Source organism: Streptomyces sp. 796.1 (assembly GCF_047525675.1).
Lineage (GTDB): Bacteria > Actinomycetota > Actinomycetes > Streptomycetales > Streptomycetaceae > Streptomyces.
Genome location: NZ_JBLIWA010000005.1, coordinates 164,156 through 180,458 on the forward strand (window position 1 = coordinate 164,156; position 16,303 = coordinate 180,458).

General features: G+C 74.7%; 13 protein-coding genes. 2 read left to right on the top strand and 11 right to left on the bottom strand.

Going from position 1 to position 16,303, the window contains the following annotated elements:
* Positions 1 to 156: 156 nt before the first annotated feature.
* Positions 157 to 810, bottom strand: a complete 654-nt coding sequence (locus ACMA1D_RS05755; protein WP_414722766.1) for a dienelactone hydrolase family protein — start codon at positions 808 to 810, stop codon at positions 157 to 159.
* A 498-nt stretch (positions 811 to 1,308) separates the two neighbouring features.
* Here ACMA1D_RS05755 and ACMA1D_RS05760 point away from each other — a divergent pair, with 498 nt between their 5' ends.
* Entirely contained in the window at positions 1,309 to 2,817 is a 1,509-nt protein-coding gene (locus ACMA1D_RS05760; protein WP_414722767.1) for an FUSC family protein, read from the top strand.
* Between the two features lie 206 nt (positions 2,818 to 3,023).
* Here ACMA1D_RS05760 and ACMA1D_RS05765 read toward each other — a convergent pair whose 3' ends face one another.
* The gene (locus ACMA1D_RS05765; RefSeq protein ID WP_414722768.1) at positions 3,024 to 3,413 is read right to left on the bottom strand and encodes a YciI family protein; all 390 of its coding nucleotides are present in this window, start codon (positions 3,411 to 3,413) and stop codon (positions 3,024 to 3,026) included.
* A 187-nt stretch (positions 3,414 to 3,600) separates the two neighbouring features.
* Between ACMA1D_RS05765 and ACMA1D_RS05770 the strand changes: the two genes are divergently transcribed.
* The gene (locus tag ACMA1D_RS05770; RefSeq protein WP_414722769.1) at positions 3,601 to 4,713 is read left to right on the top strand and encodes a lactonase family protein; all 1,113 of its coding nucleotides are present in this window, start codon (positions 3,601 to 3,603) and stop codon (positions 4,711 to 4,713) included.
* A 466-nt stretch (positions 4,714 to 5,179) separates the two neighbouring features.
* Here ACMA1D_RS05770 and ACMA1D_RS05775 read toward each other — a convergent pair whose 3' ends face one another.
* The 9 genes from ACMA1D_RS05775 to ACMA1D_RS05815 form a co-directional block, all read right to left on the bottom strand.
* A complete protein-coding gene (locus ACMA1D_RS05775; RefSeq protein ID WP_414722770.1) occupies positions 5,180 to 6,151 on the bottom strand; it encodes a hypothetical protein in 972 nt (323 codons plus the stop codon).
* 178 nt (positions 6,152 to 6,329) lie between these two features.
* Entirely contained in the window at positions 6,330 to 7,538 is a 1,209-nt protein-coding gene (locus tag ACMA1D_RS05780) for an N-acetylglucosamine kinase (RefSeq protein WP_414722771.1), read from the bottom strand.
* A 4-nt stretch (positions 7,539 to 7,542) separates the two neighbouring features.
* Positions 7,543 to 8,358 carry a phospholipid scramblase-related protein gene (locus tag ACMA1D_RS05785; RefSeq protein WP_414722772.1) on the bottom strand — a complete coding sequence of 272 codons (816 nt, stop codon included), beginning with the start codon at positions 8,356 to 8,358 and terminating at the stop codon, positions 7,543 to 7,545.
* A 132-nt stretch (positions 8,359 to 8,490) separates the two neighbouring features.
* The gene (locus tag ACMA1D_RS05790) at positions 8,491 to 9,168 is read right to left on the bottom strand and encodes a uracil-DNA glycosylase (protein ID WP_414722773.1); all 678 of its coding nucleotides are present in this window, start codon (positions 9,166 to 9,168) and stop codon (positions 8,491 to 8,493) included.
* A gap of 84 nt (positions 9,169 to 9,252) precedes the next feature.
* The gene (locus ACMA1D_RS05795) at positions 9,253 to 9,546 is read right to left on the bottom strand and encodes a helix-turn-helix domain-containing protein (RefSeq protein WP_414722774.1); all 294 of its coding nucleotides are present in this window, start codon (positions 9,544 to 9,546) and stop codon (positions 9,253 to 9,255) included.
* Between the two features lie 161 nt (positions 9,547 to 9,707).
* Entirely contained in the window at positions 9,708 to 10,814 is a 1,107-nt protein-coding gene (locus ACMA1D_RS05800) for an NADH:flavin oxidoreductase/NADH oxidase (RefSeq protein WP_414722775.1), read from the bottom strand.
* A gap of 221 nt (positions 10,815 to 11,035) precedes the next feature.
* Positions 11,036 to 12,208 carry a lysophospholipid acyltransferase family protein gene (locus ACMA1D_RS05805; protein ID WP_414722776.1) on the bottom strand — a complete coding sequence of 391 codons (1,173 nt, stop codon included), beginning with the start codon at positions 12,206 to 12,208 and terminating at the stop codon, positions 11,036 to 11,038.
* Complete coding sequence (locus tag ACMA1D_RS05810; RefSeq protein WP_414722777.1) at positions 12,205 to 13,782, bottom strand: lactate racemase domain-containing protein; 1,578 nt, start codon at positions 13,780 to 13,782, stop codon at positions 12,205 to 12,207. Before ACMA1D_RS05810 ends, ACMA1D_RS05805 begins: the two co-directional genes overlap by 4 nt.
* Positions 13,779 to 16,097: an HAD-IB family hydrolase gene (locus tag ACMA1D_RS05815; RefSeq protein ID WP_414722778.1), complete on the bottom strand. Its 2,319-nt coding sequence runs from the start codon at positions 16,095 to 16,097 to the stop codon at positions 13,779 to 13,781. Before ACMA1D_RS05815 ends, ACMA1D_RS05810 begins: the two co-directional genes overlap by 4 nt.
* Between the last annotated feature and the right edge of the window lie 206 nt (positions 16,098 to 16,303).

The following is a 16,303-nucleotide window of genomic DNA, read 5'->3' on the forward strand; positions in this document are numbered from 1 at the left end:
GGAGCTGGCCGCCGGGTTGGTTGCGCGGGCGCGCCGTCCGTGTCGGCCGCGGTACGTGCTGCCTGTCGTACGGGTCGGGCTAGCGCCGGCCGTCGTAGGGGGGCTATCCCGCGGCCCCTTCGCCGACCCCGGCCGCGTCCACCCGCCGCGCCCGACCTACGGCCCGCGCATCGCGAGGAACCAGTCCCGTGCCGCATCGGCCACCTCTTCGAGGGCCCCGGGCTCTTCGAAGAGGTGGCCGGCGCCCGGTACGACGTGGAGTCGGCACACGCCCGTGAGCTGCTGCGCCGCCGCCTCGTTGAGGCGCAGCACATGCCGGTCGGCGCCGCCGACGACGAGCAGAACCGGGGCCCGTACGCCGCCGAGCGCCGCACCGGCCAGGTCCGGGCGGCCCCCGCGGGAGACCACGGCGGCCACCTGGTCGGGGCGCTCGGCCGCCGCGGTGAGGGCCGCGGCGGCGCCGGTGCTCGCGCCGAACAGGCCCACGGGGAGCGCCGCCGTCTCCGGCCGGTCGCCCATCCGGTCCACGACCGCCGCCACCCGGCGGGCCAGCAGCGGGATGTCGAAGCGCAGCTCGCCGCCGGCGCGGTCCGCCCGTTCCTCGTCCGCGCTGAGCAGGTCGATGAGGACGGTGGCGAGGTCGGCCCGGCCCAGCACCGCGGCCACCGCGCGGTTGCGCGGGCTCCGCCGCGAGCTGCCGCTGCCGTGCGCGAAGACCACCACGCCGCGCGCCCCGGCCGGCAGCGCGAGGTCACCGGTCAGGGTGGTGCCTTCGACGTCGACGGTGATCGTCTCGCTGGTCGTCGCCATGGTGGGCTCCCGCGGCTCGTCGGGTTCCGGCCCCTTCTGCCGTACCGCTCCCTGTCGTACGGACCGGGGCCGGTGCGGCCGGTGGAGCCGGTCGGTTCGCATCCTGCGACGGTGCGTCGGAGCGGAGCCGGCTCGGCCCCGATCGCCGGCGGCCCTGACTGGCCCCGACCGGACACGCCCGTCGAGTACCCCTGGATGTCCGCACTACGACTGTTCGCGACCGCCCGCGGGCCGCTCCCCGGGCCGGGGCGCGACCGCAGACCGGGCCCGTACGGACCACTCGGTGGCGGACCTCCCGCGCGGGCGGAAGGTGGTGATCCATTGGCCCTTCCCGGATGGCCGGTAATAGGTCTTGACGATGCCATTGGCCCAGTGATTCGGGATCGTGTTGAGCCAACGGTCGTCCAGGTGTTCAGATGGGTGTGTCGATGGCGCTGCGGGTCTCCGCGGCGCCATTTCCATGTCATGGCGCATCGGCGCGGAAAGGGGCGGGGGAACTTGCTGAAGAAGGCGTTCGTGGCGCCGGACCCGGGGCGGCTGCGGCTACGGTTCGCGCTGCGGGCCGTGGTCGGCATCGGGCTCGCCGTGGCGGCGTGCGGGGCGGTGGGGCACTCGCTGGTCGCCGCGATCACCGGCGGTCTCGCCGCGCTCCTCGCCCTGTTCACGGTGACCGACGCGACGGTGCGCGGGCAGGCCGTGACCACCGCGCTGCTGCCCGTCGTCGGGCTGCCGGTGCTCGCCGTCGCGGCCCTGCTGCACGATCTGCCGCTCGGCCGTGACCTGGCCTTCCTGGCCATCGTCGGAGCCGGCGTCTACGCCCGTCGCTGGGGCCCGCGCGGCCACTCGCTGGGCGTCTTCGCGTTCATGATGTTCTTCGCGACGCAGTTCCTGCACACGGTGCCCGGGCAGCTCCCCGAGCTCTACGCCGCGGTCCTGCTGTCGCTGCTCGCCGCGTTCGCCGTCCGCTTCGGCCTGTGGTGTTACGAGCGGGGGCTGCCGCCGGCCGCCGTCCCGGCGCCGCCGACCGGCACCGGCCTGGCCCGCACTACCACCCGGCAGGCCATCCAGGCCACCGCCGGCAGCGCGTTCGCGCTCGCCACGGGGCAGGTGCTCTCGCACGAGCGCTGGTACTGGGCGGTCGGCGCCACCTGGTGGGTCTTCGTGAACACCGCGTCGCGCGGCGAAACGCTGGTCCGCAGCTTCCGGCGGGCGCTCGGCACCGTGATCGGCGTCGTCGTCGGACTGCTGGTCGCCGTGCCGCTGGACGGGGCCGCGGTGCCCACGGCCGCGCTGGTCGCCTGCTGCGTCTTCGGCATCTTCTACACCGCCGCCGTCTCGTACACCTGGATGATGCTGGCGGTCACGCTGATGGCCGGGCTGCTCTACGGCTCGCTCGGCGTGCTCGACCCCGACCTGCTCGTCCTGCGGGTGACCGAGACGACCGTGGGCGCACTCGGCGCGGCGCTGGCCGTGCTCCTCGTCCTGCCGGTGACCACCCACGCCACCACCGACGCCTGGATTCAGCGCGCGCTGCGCTGCGTGCACGCCTGCACCGCGGAGGCGGCGGCGCGGCTGGCCGGCTCCGCCACCGCCGACCCCGCGCCGCGGGTGGCCGAGCTCGAAGCGCTGCTCGGCCGGGTGCGGATGTCGCTGGCCCCGCTCGTGCACCCGCTCAGCCCGCTGCGCGCCCGCAAGGCCAGGGCCCGCCAGGTGCTCGCGCTGCTCGACGACTGCGCCCGCCAGGTGCGCGGCCTCGCCTCCATCGCCGCCGACCCGGAGGCGTCCCACGACGCCCGGCTCACCGCGGCCTGCCAGCGCGTCGAAGCCGCCGTCGAGGCCCTGACGGCGCCGGGGGAGCCGGGCGAACGGGCCACCGTGCTGTCGGCCGCGCCCCAGCCGCCCGCGGCCGAACCCGCCCTGGTCCACCTGCACGGCCTGGAACGGGCCCTGGCCGAACTGGCCACGCCACTGCGCAGTTCCCCCAGGGCGCCGCTCGCCGACGCCTGACACCCAGCCGGCCGGGCGGGGGCGAAAGCCTCCGACCCGGCCGCTTCGTTGTGGGCCGTCGTTGTGGGCCACTCCGTCTTGGCGGGGCGGCGGGACGCATGGTCCCTGTCGGCCGCGTCCCGGCCACCTCGCAGGCCGGTGCCCCGGAGAGACCGGCCCCTGTCCAGGCGAAGTCCAGCCGCTTTTCCGTGAGCGGTGGGGTGCGGTCAGCGCGGGAGGTCGGTGGGGAGTTCGTGCACCTCCACCGGGAAGTTGTGGGCGTCGCCGGGGCCCGGGGCCGCCGAGGCGCGGGCGGCGATCTCGACCGCGCGGTCGCGGTCCGCGACCTCCACCACCCAGTAGCCGGCCAGCAGGTTCGCCCGCTCGTCGTGCAGGCCGTCGGTGACCTGCGGCGGGCCGTCGTCCTTGGCCCGTACGGTGGTCACCAGCGCCGGGCCGCCCAGGCCCCGGGCCTCCACCAGCTCGCCCGATGCGGTCAGCTCCTCGTTGAGGGCCTCCATGTGATCGACCATCGCCTGGAACTGAGCCGGCGAGTACGCGGCGATCTCCTCGTCCCAGCGGGTGGCGCTGCCAAACAACTGCACCATGTACTGCATCGTTGACGCCTCCTCCAAGCCCGAGCACACTGCCCTCGGTGACTCATCCGCCTCGTCGCCCCTGCCCCCGTCCTACCGGAGGGTGCCGGGGCACGCACGCCCCTAGAGGCGGATGAGCGAACCGGGCACCATGGTCTAGACCTACTGCTACGGTCGGTCCCCACATCAGAGCCGAGGAAGGGGCGACATGGTGAGCGGCACCAACGACGAGAACAAGGTGGGCGACGGCGCGGCCAGCGGTGGCCAGCGGGCGTACATCGGTTCGTTCACATCGGCGGGCGGCTGGGGTGTCAGCGCCGCAACGGTCGAGCCGGACAGCGGCGCGCTGACCATCAAGTACTCGACGGACCTCGTGGAGAACCCGTCGTACCTGGCGATCCACGAGCACGGGGTGCTGTACGCGGTCAGCGAGACGCCCGAGGGCTACGCCGCCGCGTTCTCCCTCACCGACCCCGACCGGCCGACCCCGCTCGGCGTGCCGGCCCTGTCCGGCGGCGACGACCCGACGCACATTTCGCTCACGCCGCGCCACGCGCTCCTCGCCCACTACACCTCGGGCAGCGTCAGCGCCCTGCCGTTCATGAAGGACCCCGAGGGCCACGACCAGTGGTGCGGCCTCGCCCGTCCGACCGACGTGCAGCAGCACGAGGGGGCGGGCGCCGACCCCGAGCGGCAGGAGGGCCCGCACGCGCACGCGGTGCTGGTCGACCCGAGCGGACGCTGGGTGCTCGCCGTCGACCTCGGCGCGGACGCGGTGTTCAGCTACGCCTGGGACGAGGAGCGGGGCACGCTCCGCCCGCACCACACGACCCGGCTCGCCCCGGGGTCCGGCCCGCGCAGCCTGGCCTTCCACCCCGGCGGCCAGTGGGCGTACGTCACGGCCGAGCTCGACTCGACGGTCACCGTGTGCCGGTGGGACGCGGAAACGGGCACCCTGACGCCCGGCGCCACGATCAGCGTGCTGCCCGCCGTCGACGGCGATGACCAGCCGCGCAACTACCCGTCGGAGTTGGTCATCGCCCCCGACGGACGGCACGCCTGGGTCGCCAACCGGGGCCACGACACCATCGCCGTGCTCGGGCTGGACGAGACGGGCGAGCGGGTCGAGCTCAAGACCACCGTCGCCTGCGGCGGACGCTGGCCCCGGCACCTGACGGTCTCCCCGGCCGGGAACCGGCTGTACGTGGCCAACGAGCACTCCGGCAACGTGGCGTGGTTCGACGTCGACACCCAGACCGGGGTGCCGACCTGGGCCGGCTCGGTGGACGCCCCCGCCGCGTCCTGTGTGGTGCTCGCCTGACGGGCCCGCACGGGGTGCGGACGAACGCGTACCACGCACCACTCGCCGAGTTCGTCCCGCGCCCGGCGCCTCCTGGACTGCCGGTCGTACGGAGCGTCCCGGCTGATCGCAGGCCGCTGACCATGTGATTCGTCGTACGGCATGGGTCGTGGCGGTGAACCGCACGGCGGTCGGAGGCGACGACCAAGGGCTGGGGGCGAGGGCAAGACGCAAAGACCCGGGCCGGGTCGGTTCCCGAAATCCATCGGGGCCGACCCGGCCCGGGTCTTTCGCTGTACTGCCGCGCTTGCCGCACGGACCTGCCGCCACCTGCCGCGGTCTGCCGGCCAGGGGCGGTCCGGCCGGCCCCGAAGTCCCGCCAGACCCGCCGGTTCCCCGTCAGCCTCGGCCGGCGGTGCGGCCGGAGCCCTGACGTGTCCCGGGCAGCGTGCGGCCCGATACGGCCCGCGCGGGACGCCTGCCGTGGCTAGCGGTTCGGGGCGCCCGGGAGCGTGATGCCGAGCGCCGCGGCGTAGCCGGCGAGGGCGAGGCGACCCACGGCCGGGTAGGCGCCCAGCGGTTCGGCCGCGGCGCAGCCGGCCTCCTCGGCTGCCGTCTCGATGACCTCGGCCTGCACCTCGGGACCGATCAGGTACGGGGCCAACGCCAGCCGCTGCGAGCCCGCGCCGAGCAACTGCTCGGCCGTGCGGGCGACGGCGCCCTTCTCGTCGAGCGCCGCGGCCAGCACCGGTACCGCGAGGCGCGCCGAGAGCAGCATGCCCGTGATGCCCGCGGCCTGGACCGCCTCCGGGCCGCCGACCGTGGCCAGCACGATGCCGTCGGCCGCGGTGGCGACCGTGAACAGCCGGGCCCGGTCCGCACGGGCCAGGCCCGCCTCGGAGAGCCGGACGTGCAGGGCCTCGGCGAGCAGCGGGTGCGGGCCGAGTGGATCGGTGACCTGCGTGGCGCAACCGCTGTCGTCCACCGCCTGCCGGATCCGGGCGACCAGTTCGCTGTCCGGCCCCGCCACCAGCGGCACGACCACGGCGGCCGGGCCTGCGGCGTCGATCGCCGGCTGCGGCTGCGCGAACTCATCGGCGGCCGGGTCCGCGGACCCGGCACCCGGCTGCTCAGCGGCGGCCTGGGCCGCCGCGGCCAGCAGCGCCGTACGGTCCTGCGCGGCCTGCGCCAACACCGCGGCCAGCGGCGGGAACTCCGCGTCGGCGCTGCCCACGTAGCCCACCCGGGCATCGAGGCCGGGCAGCTCGGAGCGGGCGATGCTCACCACCTCGTCGACCAACGCACGCGTGGCGGCGTGGGGAGTTCCGGGCACGGCGAGCACCAGCGGCGGCGCACCGATGGGGGCCGCGGCTGGCTCCGGCCGCCGGTGCCGTCCGGACTGGCGCGGGCGTGGCATTCGTACGGGCAGGCCGGGCGCCGGCCCTGTGGGGGAACTCATGGCGCCGCATGTTAGCCGCTTCCCGACCGGCGCCGTTCGGCTGGGTGTAACTAGGTCGAATCCATCCCGTTTTATCCGGTGTTTTTGGTGAGGTATGACGCACCGTCCGCTACCGCACCCTGCCGACCGGAAGGTGCCGGTAGCGGTTCGTCGGCGCAGCGCCCGTACCCCACCGCGGCTACACCACCTGGAGCAGGGCGCCGTCCACCGGTAGCCGTAGCGCGTCCGCCGCCAGCGCCGATGCCACGCCGAGCGCCCCGGCCAGCGGGTCGCCGGCCGCCTCCACCACCGGCACGCCGGGCAGTTGCCGCGCCAACTGCGCGCGTACCGGGTCGAGCAGCACGGCTCCCATTCGGAACAGCCCACCGGTCAGCGCGATCGGCCGCTCAGCGGGGACAGGGCGGGTCTCGCCTGCGGCGTCCGCCGTGTGGTGTGCCCGGTCGGCGGGGCCTGCCGCCGGCAGGTCCTGGGGTGCACGGGCATCGTCCGTGGAGCGGTCGGCGGCGGTGTCCGGATGGGCCGCCCGCGCCGCGCGGGCGATGTGGTCGGCCGCCTCGTGCAGGATGCCGGCGGCCACCGGGCACGCGGTGGCGCAGCGGCCGACCTCGGGCGCGAAGGAGGCCAGCACGGCGGGCCGATCGGGGCGCGGGTACAACAGTCCGGGCAGTTCGGCGGGCGGCCCGAAGACCGCGGTGAGCCGCTCCAGCAGCGCGGCGGAGCCGCCCGCGCGCCCGTCGTGCGCCCGTAGTGCGGCTTCCAGGCCCGCCCGCCCGATCCACGCCCCGCTGCCGCAGTCGCCCAGCAGATGGCCCCAGCCGTCCACCCGTCGCCAGGAGGCGCGCGGGCCGTCGGTCGGCCCCGTGCCCAGCGCGATCAGTCCGGTGCCGGCGGCCACCACGGCGCCCGGCTGCTGGCCGAGCGCGCCTGCGTACGCCGTGACGCCGTCGGCCGCGAGGGCCAGGCGTTCCAGGCCGACGGCGGCGGCGAGCGCGTCGGGGAGGCGGGCCCGCAGGTCGTCGCCGAGGGTCGCCATGCCCGCCGCGCCGACACAGCCGGCGCTCACCCGCGCGGCGCCGGCCTCGCGGACCAGGCGTTCGACGGCGGGCAGCACCTGGCCGAGCAGGTCCGCCGCGTCGATGCCGCGCTCGCCGGTCCGTACCGGGCGCGGCGACTGCCAGGTCAGCGGGGTGCCGACGGGCCGGCCGCGGGGGTCGACGGGGCCGAGCGCGATGCGCAGGCCGGAGCCGCCGGAGTCGACGCCCAGAGCGAAGACGCCGGCCCGGGCGGCCGGCGCCGCGGGGGCCGGGGCGGGCCGGCCGGTCGGGGTCGGCGCGGCGGTGGCGCGGGCGGGGGCCGCCGGGCCGGTGGGGGGTGCGGTGGGCTCCATGGGCTCAGCCGAAGCCCCGGGCGTCCTGCTTGAGCGCGGTGTCCACGGTCAGCGCCGTCGCGATCACCAGGCTCAGCAGCGGGTCGGGGAGCTGCTCGTGGATCTGGAGGACGTAGTTGTCCGCGGTGGTGAACATCGTCTTGGCGACACCCTCCCAGGTCTTGGTGATCCGGGCGATCTCGCGGTCGTTGTGGTCGACGATGGCGAAGTTCCAGGCGCGCCAGTTCTCCGCCTTGATCGCGCCCACCTGCCGGCCGTCGGCCATGATGGCGAACCTGATCTTGCCGAAGACGTTCTGCTGGTGGATCTCGCCGACCGGCTGGCCGTTCGGGCGCTCGATGAGCACCTTGGACTTCAGGAACTTGGCCGGCCTGGTCATCACCAGGTGCGGCTGGCCGTATGCGTCACGGATTTCCAGCCGGTGGGTCATGAACTGGTCCAGGCTGGTGGCGAAGCGCGCGACCTTCTTCATGACGCTCTGGCCCACCTGCACCACCGACCCGAGGGTCTGGCCGTGCTGGTCGTAGACGCTGTACTCGTTGGTCAGCTCGATGAGCTTGACCTTCTGGTTCACCACCAGCACCGGCTCGGTGAAGAGCGTGCCGCCGCCCTGGGCCGTGGGCCCCACCTGGGCCTGCTGCTGGACCTGGCGCTGGATCTTCTCGGGCTGGGCCGGGACCGCCTGCTGGGCCGCGCCGGGACCGGCCTGCCCGGGATGGGTGTGCTGGGTCCACTGGTTGCCGTCCCACCAACGGAGCTGGTGGGGGGTGCCCTGCGGGTCGGCGTACCAGCCCGCGGGGGTCGGGGATTGCGTCGTCATGTCCTCGACACTATCGCCCGTACTGCGGAACGGAGACGGTCAGGATGGTCGAAATGCCACCGGCCCCGGCCCGTGGCCCCGAGGCCATGAGCTGGGGCCGCAGCCTCGGGCGTACCCACCGCGCGCCCCGGATCAGGGCAGTCGCCACTCCACGGGCTGGGCGCCCTGTTCCATCAGCAGGTCGTTGGCGCGGCTGAAGGGGCGCGAGCCGAAGAAGCCGCGATCGGCGGACATCGGCGAGGGGTGGGCCGACTCGATGGCCGGCAGGTGGCCGAGGAGCGGGCGCAGGTTGCGTGCGTCGCGCCCCCACAGGATCGACACCAGCGGCTTGCCGCGCCCCACCAGCGCCCGGATGGCCTGCTCGGTGACCTCTTCCCAGCCCTTGCCGCGGTGCGCCGCCGGCTTGCGCGGGGCGGTGGTCAGCGCCCTGTTGAGCAACAGCACGCCCTGCTGGGTCCAGGGCGTCAGGTCCCCGTTGGATGGCCGCGGGTGGCCGAGGTCGTGGTGCATCTCGCGGAAGATGTTGTCCAAACTGCCGGGCAGGGGGCGCACCTCGGGCGCGACCGAGAAGCTGAGCCCCACGGCGTGACCGGGCGTCGGATACGGGTCCTGCCCGACGATCAGCACCCGCACTTCGTCGAACGGCTGCTGGAACGCGCGCAGTACGTGCTGCCCCGCGGGGAGGTAGGTGCGCCCCGCGGCGATCTCGGTGCGCAGGAAGGTCCCCATCGCCGTGATGCGGTCGGCCACGGGCTCAAGTGCGTTGGCCCAGCCCGGTTCTACGATTTCGTTCAACGGTCGTCCAGCCACGACCGTCACTCTACTGGCCCACCGGCCCCCTCCCGACCGGCCGGTGATCACGCCTGCGTGGGGTGCGGCGTGCCGTACGGGTGCCTAGTCGCTGGTGTCGGTGGGGTGCGGGGGGAGTTCCAGGTCCGTCACCTCGCGCGCGGGGGTCGGGATGCTGCCCGGTGGCCAGCCCAGAACCTCCTCGAAGCGGCGGGCCGCGAAGGGCGTGGGCGGGACGTCGCGGTCGCTCTCGTGCGCCCTGATGGTCGACTGGCTCAACTGCGTGCGCCGTGCGAGGTCGCGTACGGCGAGGCCCTCTGCTTCCCGGAACGCGATGAGGGCCTTCGCCAGCCGCTCGGACGCTTCGTTCGTCGTTCTGTAGCCGTGCTCTTCACTCATGGCCAGAGCATGCCGCACCGCCTGCGCCCACCCGGCCCGCCGGGACGCCGCCGGCCGCCGGGTGCGGCGGGCGCGGGTGGGCGCCCGGCGGACCTCGGTCGGGCGGGGCGTCCCGGTGCGGGTGCGTGCGGTGTGCCTTGTCGGTGCGGTCAGGCGCGCGGTCAGACGGAGCGGTGGTACTGGTTGGGGACGCGCGGCGGGACGCCGAGCGTGCGGGCGGCGCGGTGCGCCCAGTACGGGTCACGCAGCAGTTCGCGGCCGAGCAGCACCGCGTCCGCCTCGCCGGACTGGAGGACCTTCTCGGCCTCGGCCGGGTCGGTGATCTTGCCGACGGCCCCGACCGGCAGTTCGGTCTCGGCCTTCACCCGCGCCGCGAACGGCACCTGGTAGTGCGGGCCGGCGGGGATGTGGACGTCCGCGGCGTTGCCGCCGGAGGACACGTCGAGCAGGTCCACGCCGTGCGCCTGGAGGTCGCGCGCGAAGCGCACCGTGTCGTCGACGGTCCAGCCGTGCTCGGTGTCGCCCTCGGCCGCGTTCTCCTGGAGCCAGTCGGTCGCCGAGATGCGGAAGAAGACCGGCAACTCCTGCGGCCACACCGCGCGCACCGCGTCCACCACCTGGAGCGCGAAGCGGGTGCGGTTCTCGTACGAGCCGCCGTACTCGTCCGTGCGGTGGTTGCTGTGCGGGGAGAGGAACTCGCCGATCAGGTAGCCGTGGGCGCCGTGCACCTCGATGACCTCGAAGCCGGCGGCGAGGGAGCGCCGTGCCGCGTCCGCGAACTCGCCCACGATCTGCTGTATCTGCTCGGTCGTCAGCTCGTCGGGCACCGGGTGGTCGCCGTCGAAGGCGATCGGGCTGGGGCCGAGCGGCTGCCACCCGTGCTGCGCGGGGTCGGTGATGGGCGCACCGCCCAGCCAGGGGCGGTCGGTGCTCGCCTTGCGGCCAGCGTGGGCAACCTGGATCGCGGGAGTGGTGCCCTGTTCCTTCAGGAAGGCGGTGATCCGGCGCAGCGCCGCCACCTGGGTGTCGTTCCAGATGCCGAGGTCTCCGGGGCTGATGCGTCCCTCGGGGGAGACCGCGGTGGCCTCGACCAGGATCAGCCCGGCGCCACCGGCCGCCCGCGCGGAGTAGTGCGCGTAGTGCCAGTCGTTGACCGTTCCGGCGTCCGGCCCCGCCGGAGCGGCGGAGTACTGGCACATCGGGGCCATCCAGATGCGGTTCGGGATGGTCAGCGACCGCAGGGTGTACGGCTCGAACAGGGCACTCACGGCGAACTCCACTTCATGGCGACGGATGCGGTGTTGTACGGCGACCATCGTAATACGTCGATCATCAAATTACGAGAGGTCTCGTACGAGCGTGTGCGCGCTGGTGTTTGGACCCTGCCGCCGCCCGTCCAGCCACCCTCCCCCGTCGCCATCGCTTTCCCCGTCGCCGTCGCGCCCGTCGCCGCTGCCGGCCCGGCCATGGCGGGTCCCCGCGCCGGCCGCTACGGCGGTGGCGCCCCCTCGGTCGGCGCGTGGTCGCTTCCCCCGTCCGGGGTCGGCCCTGGCTCCGGGGCCGGTGCTGGTGGAGCCGTGCGTGCCGGTCGAGGAGGGGTGCCGCCCCACACCCGACGCGGGCCCGGGCGGGGTGCCGGGCGGGTGGACTCCCACACCCGGCGCCAGCGGGCCGCCCGCCGCCCGTCGTCCGGTGGCGGCGCCGCGGGCGGGGTCGGGCGGGCGCCCGCCGCCTCGGCCGCCGCGCGCCGCGCCCCGTACCAGCCCTGCTCCGACTCCGCCCACAACGCGTTGACCTCCCGCATCATGCGATCGCGGAACGCGGGCGCGCCCTCGCCCGGCCGGGCCGTCAGCGGGCGGCCGAAGTGGACGCTGATCGGCGGGCCACCGCGCCGCGGCAGGCGCTCGCCCGGCGCCAGCGCCGCGAACGAGCCCCGCACCACGACCGGGACCGCCGGCACCCCGGTGTCCAGGCACAGCCGGGCGGCGCCCAACCGGAACCACCGCATCCAACCGTCCCGGGACCGCGAGCCCTCGGGGAAGAGCAGCACGCTCCAGCCGCAGCGGATCAACCGGGCGGCCAACTCGGCCCCGTGGCCCGGGCGTTCGGTGTCGCCGGCGGCCCGTCGGCGGGCCGCCTCGACCTCGCCGCGCCGGTCCACCGGGAACGCGTTGAACAGCAGCGCCGTCGCCGCGCCGGTCAGCCGCGAGGCGAAGAAGTGGTCGGCGGCGGCGCCCACCGTCGTCCGGGCCGCGACGGCGCCCGGCAGCGCCCCGAGAATCAGCGGCGTGTCGAGGTGGCTTGCGTGGTTGGACACGAACACCACCGGGCCGCGCAAGCCCGCCACCCGGTCGCGCCCCGTCACCGTCGGCCGGACGTGCGCCCACAACAGCGGCCCCAGCACCCCGGTGCGCAGCGCGTCCCGGACCAGCGCGGCCGGCGCCGACCGCGCCCAGGCGGTGCGGAAGGGCGCCGCCGAAGGCCGCGGCGGATGCTGCTCCGGAGGCAGCCCGCGCGGCAGCGGCGCCCGCCCGCGCCAGTCGCGCCCCTGCCGCAGCAGCGCCAGGTCCCGGAGCCACCCCGTACCGGGCCCGACCGCCCGGCCGCCGCCCCACCGCTCGACGAACCACCCGGCGGACCCCCGCCGCTGGCCGCCGGTCACGAGACCGCCGCCATCGTCAGCGGCGGGGCGTGCAGATAGGTGATCTCCGGGTGGCGACCCACCGTGTGCGAGGCCAACTCCAGGGCGTCGGCCAACGTGCTGGCCGCGCGGAACCCCAGCCGGGCGGCGACCGCCGGATCGGCCCCCACGAAGATCACGTCGCCCAGGTGCTCCAGCGCGTGCGCGCACCAGTACCACATGTAGAACGGATGGACCCCGTGGTAGGCGTAGCTGCGCCGGTACAGGTGCACGTACCACGGGTCGGTGGCGAACTGCTCCTCGAACTTGCTCTCCACCACCGCCGGATCGGTCGACCTGGACAGCACGTCCGCGTAGAAGTCGAGATAGCTCGGATGGTGCACGGTGTGGAACTCGTTCGGCAGCGGGTGGTAGAAGATCCCCACGCCGCCGCGCCGCACGATCGGCTTGTTCAGATACATGTTGAACAGGTAGCCGAGCCCCATCGAGGCCACCAGGATCGGGTTCATCACCGAGTTCACGTTGTACGGGCACAGGTACGGCACGCCGAAGACGCCCACGTCGGCCTGGCCCGACACCGGAGTGACCTGCTGGCGGTGCACCTGTCGCAGGGTCAGCGGGTGTACCGCGCTCGGTGCCCCGGCGGCCACGCTGGTCACCCCCCACGGCGCGGCCACCCGGTGGAAGGCCCGCCGGCGCAGGGCGGGCGCGAGCAGCCGGGTGCCGCGCCGCGCCGCCACGTACGCCGTCTGGTCCGCCGCGCTCCACTCCCACTCGCGCTTGCTGAGGAAGCCGAGCGGGGCCGGGAAGGCGTCGTTGTTCAGTGCCGTCTCCACCGTGAAGACCTTGACCTGACCGCCGATCAGATCGTGCATCCGGCCGTACGAGCGGTGCATGGCCGAATGGGCCGGGTCGTTGAAGGAGCGCGAGTGCTGGAGGGTGTCCACGTTGTGGTGGTGGCGCAGGCTGCGGTAGCTGGCGAGACCGACCGCCACCGACTTGGCGCCGCCGTTCATCGCCACCAGTGTGATGTTCACGTACACGATCAGATCGCTCTCCGCGGCCCGCCGGTTGATCTCCACGTCCTCGCCGTGCCCGGTGCGGCCGAGGTGCACCAGGTTGGCGTGGTCCTCCGCGTCGTGGTTGCGCAGGTGCTGCGGGAAGAACGAGCGGAACACCCGGTCACCCACCACATGGCGCAACTCGGCCGGCGTCATCCGCCGGTGCAGCGCGTTCGCCGCGAGCAACTCCACGTCGTCCACCCGGTGCCGGGCGGCCAACTCCAGTACGTGCTCGATGATCCGCTGCCGCACGTCCGGGCTGCGCATCGGCGGCAGCGGCAGCGACAGATCGTCGAAGACGATGGTCAGCCGCATGCCGGGACGCAACAGCGCGGGCAGCGGCTCGATGCCGTGCGGGTGGTGCAGAGCGCGGTCAATGGCCCCGTCCAGATCGCGGATGCCCGGCAGCGAGGTGGGCGGATACACCACCCGGCTCCCCTCGGGCAGCCGTTCCAGACGGAACCCCTCGCCCTCGCTCACCAGCAACGGCGGTGTGCGCCGGTCGACTTCGATGACCAACCCTGGCCTGCTCATGCCTCACTCCTCGGGGCCTCGTGGCGCGCGCCGGCCACGACCGCGTCGGCCAGCGCCTCCCAGCGGGTGCCCGGATGCGCGCCCCAGCGCACGACGGGCCAGTGGTGGCGGGCCGCGTACCGGTACAGCCGCAGCTCGGGGTTGACCGCGCAGGGCCGGCCGACCAAGGAGAGGAACGGCCGGTCGGAGTAGCTGTCGGCGTATCCGTACGAGCGGTGCAGCGAGAGACCCCGCTCGCGGGCGTACTCCCGCAGCCAGGCGGCGCGCGCCTCGCCGACCACCGGCGGCGCGGCCAGCCGGCCACTCAGCACCCCGCCCCGGCTCTCCAACCGGCAGCCGACGACCTCGTCGAACAGCGGTCGCAGCGGCTCGACGAGCACTTCGAGACTGCCGGTGACCAGCACCGTACGGTGCCCGGCGGCCCGGTGTTCGCGCACCCGCCGCACCGCGTCCGGCAGCACCCGCCGCAACAGCGCATCGGCCAGCGCCTCCCGCACCAGCGTGTGCAACTCCGCCTCGTCGGCCCCGCGGTAGCGGCGCAGGAAGGCCCGGACGAAGGCGGCCCGGTCGCCCCGGTCCGCGTGCAGATAGCGGGGCGCGGAGCGCAGCAGGTCGAGCAGTTCGACCGCGCGGGCGGGCAGCGGACCCGAGGCGAGGCGGGCCCACAGATAGGACTCGACCATGTCGGCGGCGACGACCGTGCCGTCCAGGTCGAAGACCGCGGCGACGTCCTCGCCCGACGGCAGCGCGCGCACCGGCCGCTGCCCGCCGCCGCGCCCGACCTCGGCGCGCCGCGCCATGGCGTCCCGCAGCCGCCGGGTGACCCCGGGGCAGTGCACCTCCTGGAGGTAGTCGCGCCAGTCGAGCTGCCGCGGGTCGAAGCCGTGCTCGGCGGCGCGCTGCGGGGGCAGTGCCCGGTGCAGCGCCAGCAACTCCCGGTCGTCGTAGCGCGCTTGGGCGCCGGTGTACGGCTGGTAGACCTTGAAGTAGTGGCGCTGCCTGGCGAGTTCACCGCGTCGCTGGTGCAGCCGCTCTTCCCTGGCCAGGGTGCGTTCGCCGGTCGGTAGCCACTCCAGGGCGCTGGCTGCGGCTGCGGTGGCCCGCTCGGCGAGACCGATGGCGACCCGTACCCGCCCGGCGTCGTGGAACTTCCACCGGGCGTGCCGCAGATGGCCGAACCCGGCCGGGTCGGGCAGCGGGTGACGGCGGAAGTAGGCGTCCAGGTGGTCGTGGAGCGCGCCGTAGGTCAGCGGGTTGCTGGTGCCCGAGCCGACGTGGAAGTAGTGCGGCGCACCGGGCGCGGCCGGTGCCGCCGCGGCGGCCAGCACGGCGTTGACCACCAGGTCCACCGGGATGACGTCGAGCACGGCGTCCTCGGCCCCCGGCAGGTCCCACATGGTGCCCGTGCCGTAGTCGATGATCAGCGGGTCGAGCATCTTGTGCCCGTCGATCCACCCCGGGTACGGGTGGCGCAGCGCGCTCTCCACGATCGCGGGTCGCAGCACCGTCAACGGCCGCCCGGCCCACAGCTCTTCGGTGGCCCGCTCGGCCAGCGCCTTGGTGAAGGTGTAGACGTCCGTCCAGCCGAGCGAGGTGGCCCGGGCCCGCCCGTACTCGACCAGCCGCCGCTCCACCCAGGCTGACCTGGCCGCCTCGGTCTGCGCCGCCACCACCTGGTTGCCGCACGGCCCGTGCGCCCGGCGGGCCTCGCGCAGCAGCCCGCGCAGCACCTCGGGGCGGCGCGAGTCACGTTCGACCTCGGCGCGGGTCCGCTCGGCGCTTGCCGTCTCCTGTCGCCAGTCGACCCGGTGCCCCAGCGGCTCCTCGCGCACCTGGCCGTGGCCGGGTGCGGAGACGAACGCGGTGGAGACGTACACCAGGTGCGGCGGGGCCGGTTGGCGGGCCAACCGCTCGCACAGCCCGGCGGCCCCGGTGACGTTGGAGCGGAACGCCTCGTCGATGGGCGGGTCGAAGGTGACCGCCGACGCGCAGTGGATCACCGTGTCGATGTCGTCGGGCAGCTCCGGCACGTCGGCGAGATCGCCTTCGACGACCTGCACCCGGCGCCCGGCTTCGGCGAGCGCCTCCGCACCGCCGGGCCTCTCGTGCCAGCGCCGGAACACGTCCTTGCGGAGCAGCCGCACCAGCCGGTCCCGAGCACCACACCCGCCCCGCCCGCGCATCAGCAGCGTGACGCGGGTGTCGGGATGGTCGGCGAGCAGCCGCTCCAACACGGCCTGCCCGATGAACCCGGTGGCCCCGGTGAGCAGGACGTGCGCCCCCTTGAGACTGGCGACGGTGTACGTACGCGGCATGACGTCCTTCCGGGGTGAGGGAGGGGAATGGCGGTGCGGAGGCGTTGGGCGGCGGAGCGCAAGGTGGTCGGGGGTGGGGAGTGCTGGGTGGTCGGGGTGGGGAGGTGCCGTGCGGCTGGGGCTGTGTGGGGGGCTGGGCTGTGTGGGGCCGGGCGGCTGGGGAGTGGCGGGGTTGGGCGAGGAGGAAGGGCGGGCGGTGTGGGGTG

Excerpts from the sequence above, each read along its gene's own strand:
- ACMA1D_RS05755 (WP_414722766.1), bottom strand. The coding sequence starts at position 810 with ATGGCGACGACCAGCGAGACGATCACCGTCGACGTCGAAGGCACCACC.
- ACMA1D_RS05765 (WP_414722768.1), bottom strand. The coding sequence starts at position 3,413 with ATGCAGTACATGGTGCAGTTGTTTGGCAGCGCCACCCGCTGGGACGAG.
- ACMA1D_RS05770 (WP_414722769.1), top strand. The coding sequence starts at position 3,601 with ATGGTGAGCGGCACCAACGACGAGAACAAGGTGGGCGACGGCGCGGCC.
- ACMA1D_RS05775 (WP_414722770.1), bottom strand. The coding sequence starts at position 6,151 with ATGAGTTCCCCCACAGGGCCGGCGCCCGGCCTGCCCGTACGAATGCCA.
- ACMA1D_RS05780 (WP_414722771.1), bottom strand. The coding sequence starts at position 7,538 with ATGGAGCCCACCGCACCCCCCACCGGCCCGGCGGCCCCCGCCCGCGCC.
- ACMA1D_RS05785 (WP_414722772.1), bottom strand. The coding sequence starts at position 8,358 with ATGACGACGCAATCCCCGACCCCCGCGGGCTGGTACGCCGACCCGCAG.
- ACMA1D_RS05795 (WP_414722774.1), bottom strand. The coding sequence starts at position 9,546 with ATGAGTGAAGAGCACGGCTACAGAACGACGAACGAAGCGTCCGAGCGG.
- ACMA1D_RS05810 (WP_414722777.1), bottom strand. The coding sequence starts at position 13,782 with ATGAGCAGGCCAGGGTTGGTCATCGAAGTCGACCGGCGCACACCGCCG.
- ACMA1D_RS05815 (WP_414722778.1), bottom strand. The coding sequence starts at position 16,097 with ATGCCGCGTACGTACACCGTCGCCAGTCTCAAGGGGGCGCACGTCCTG.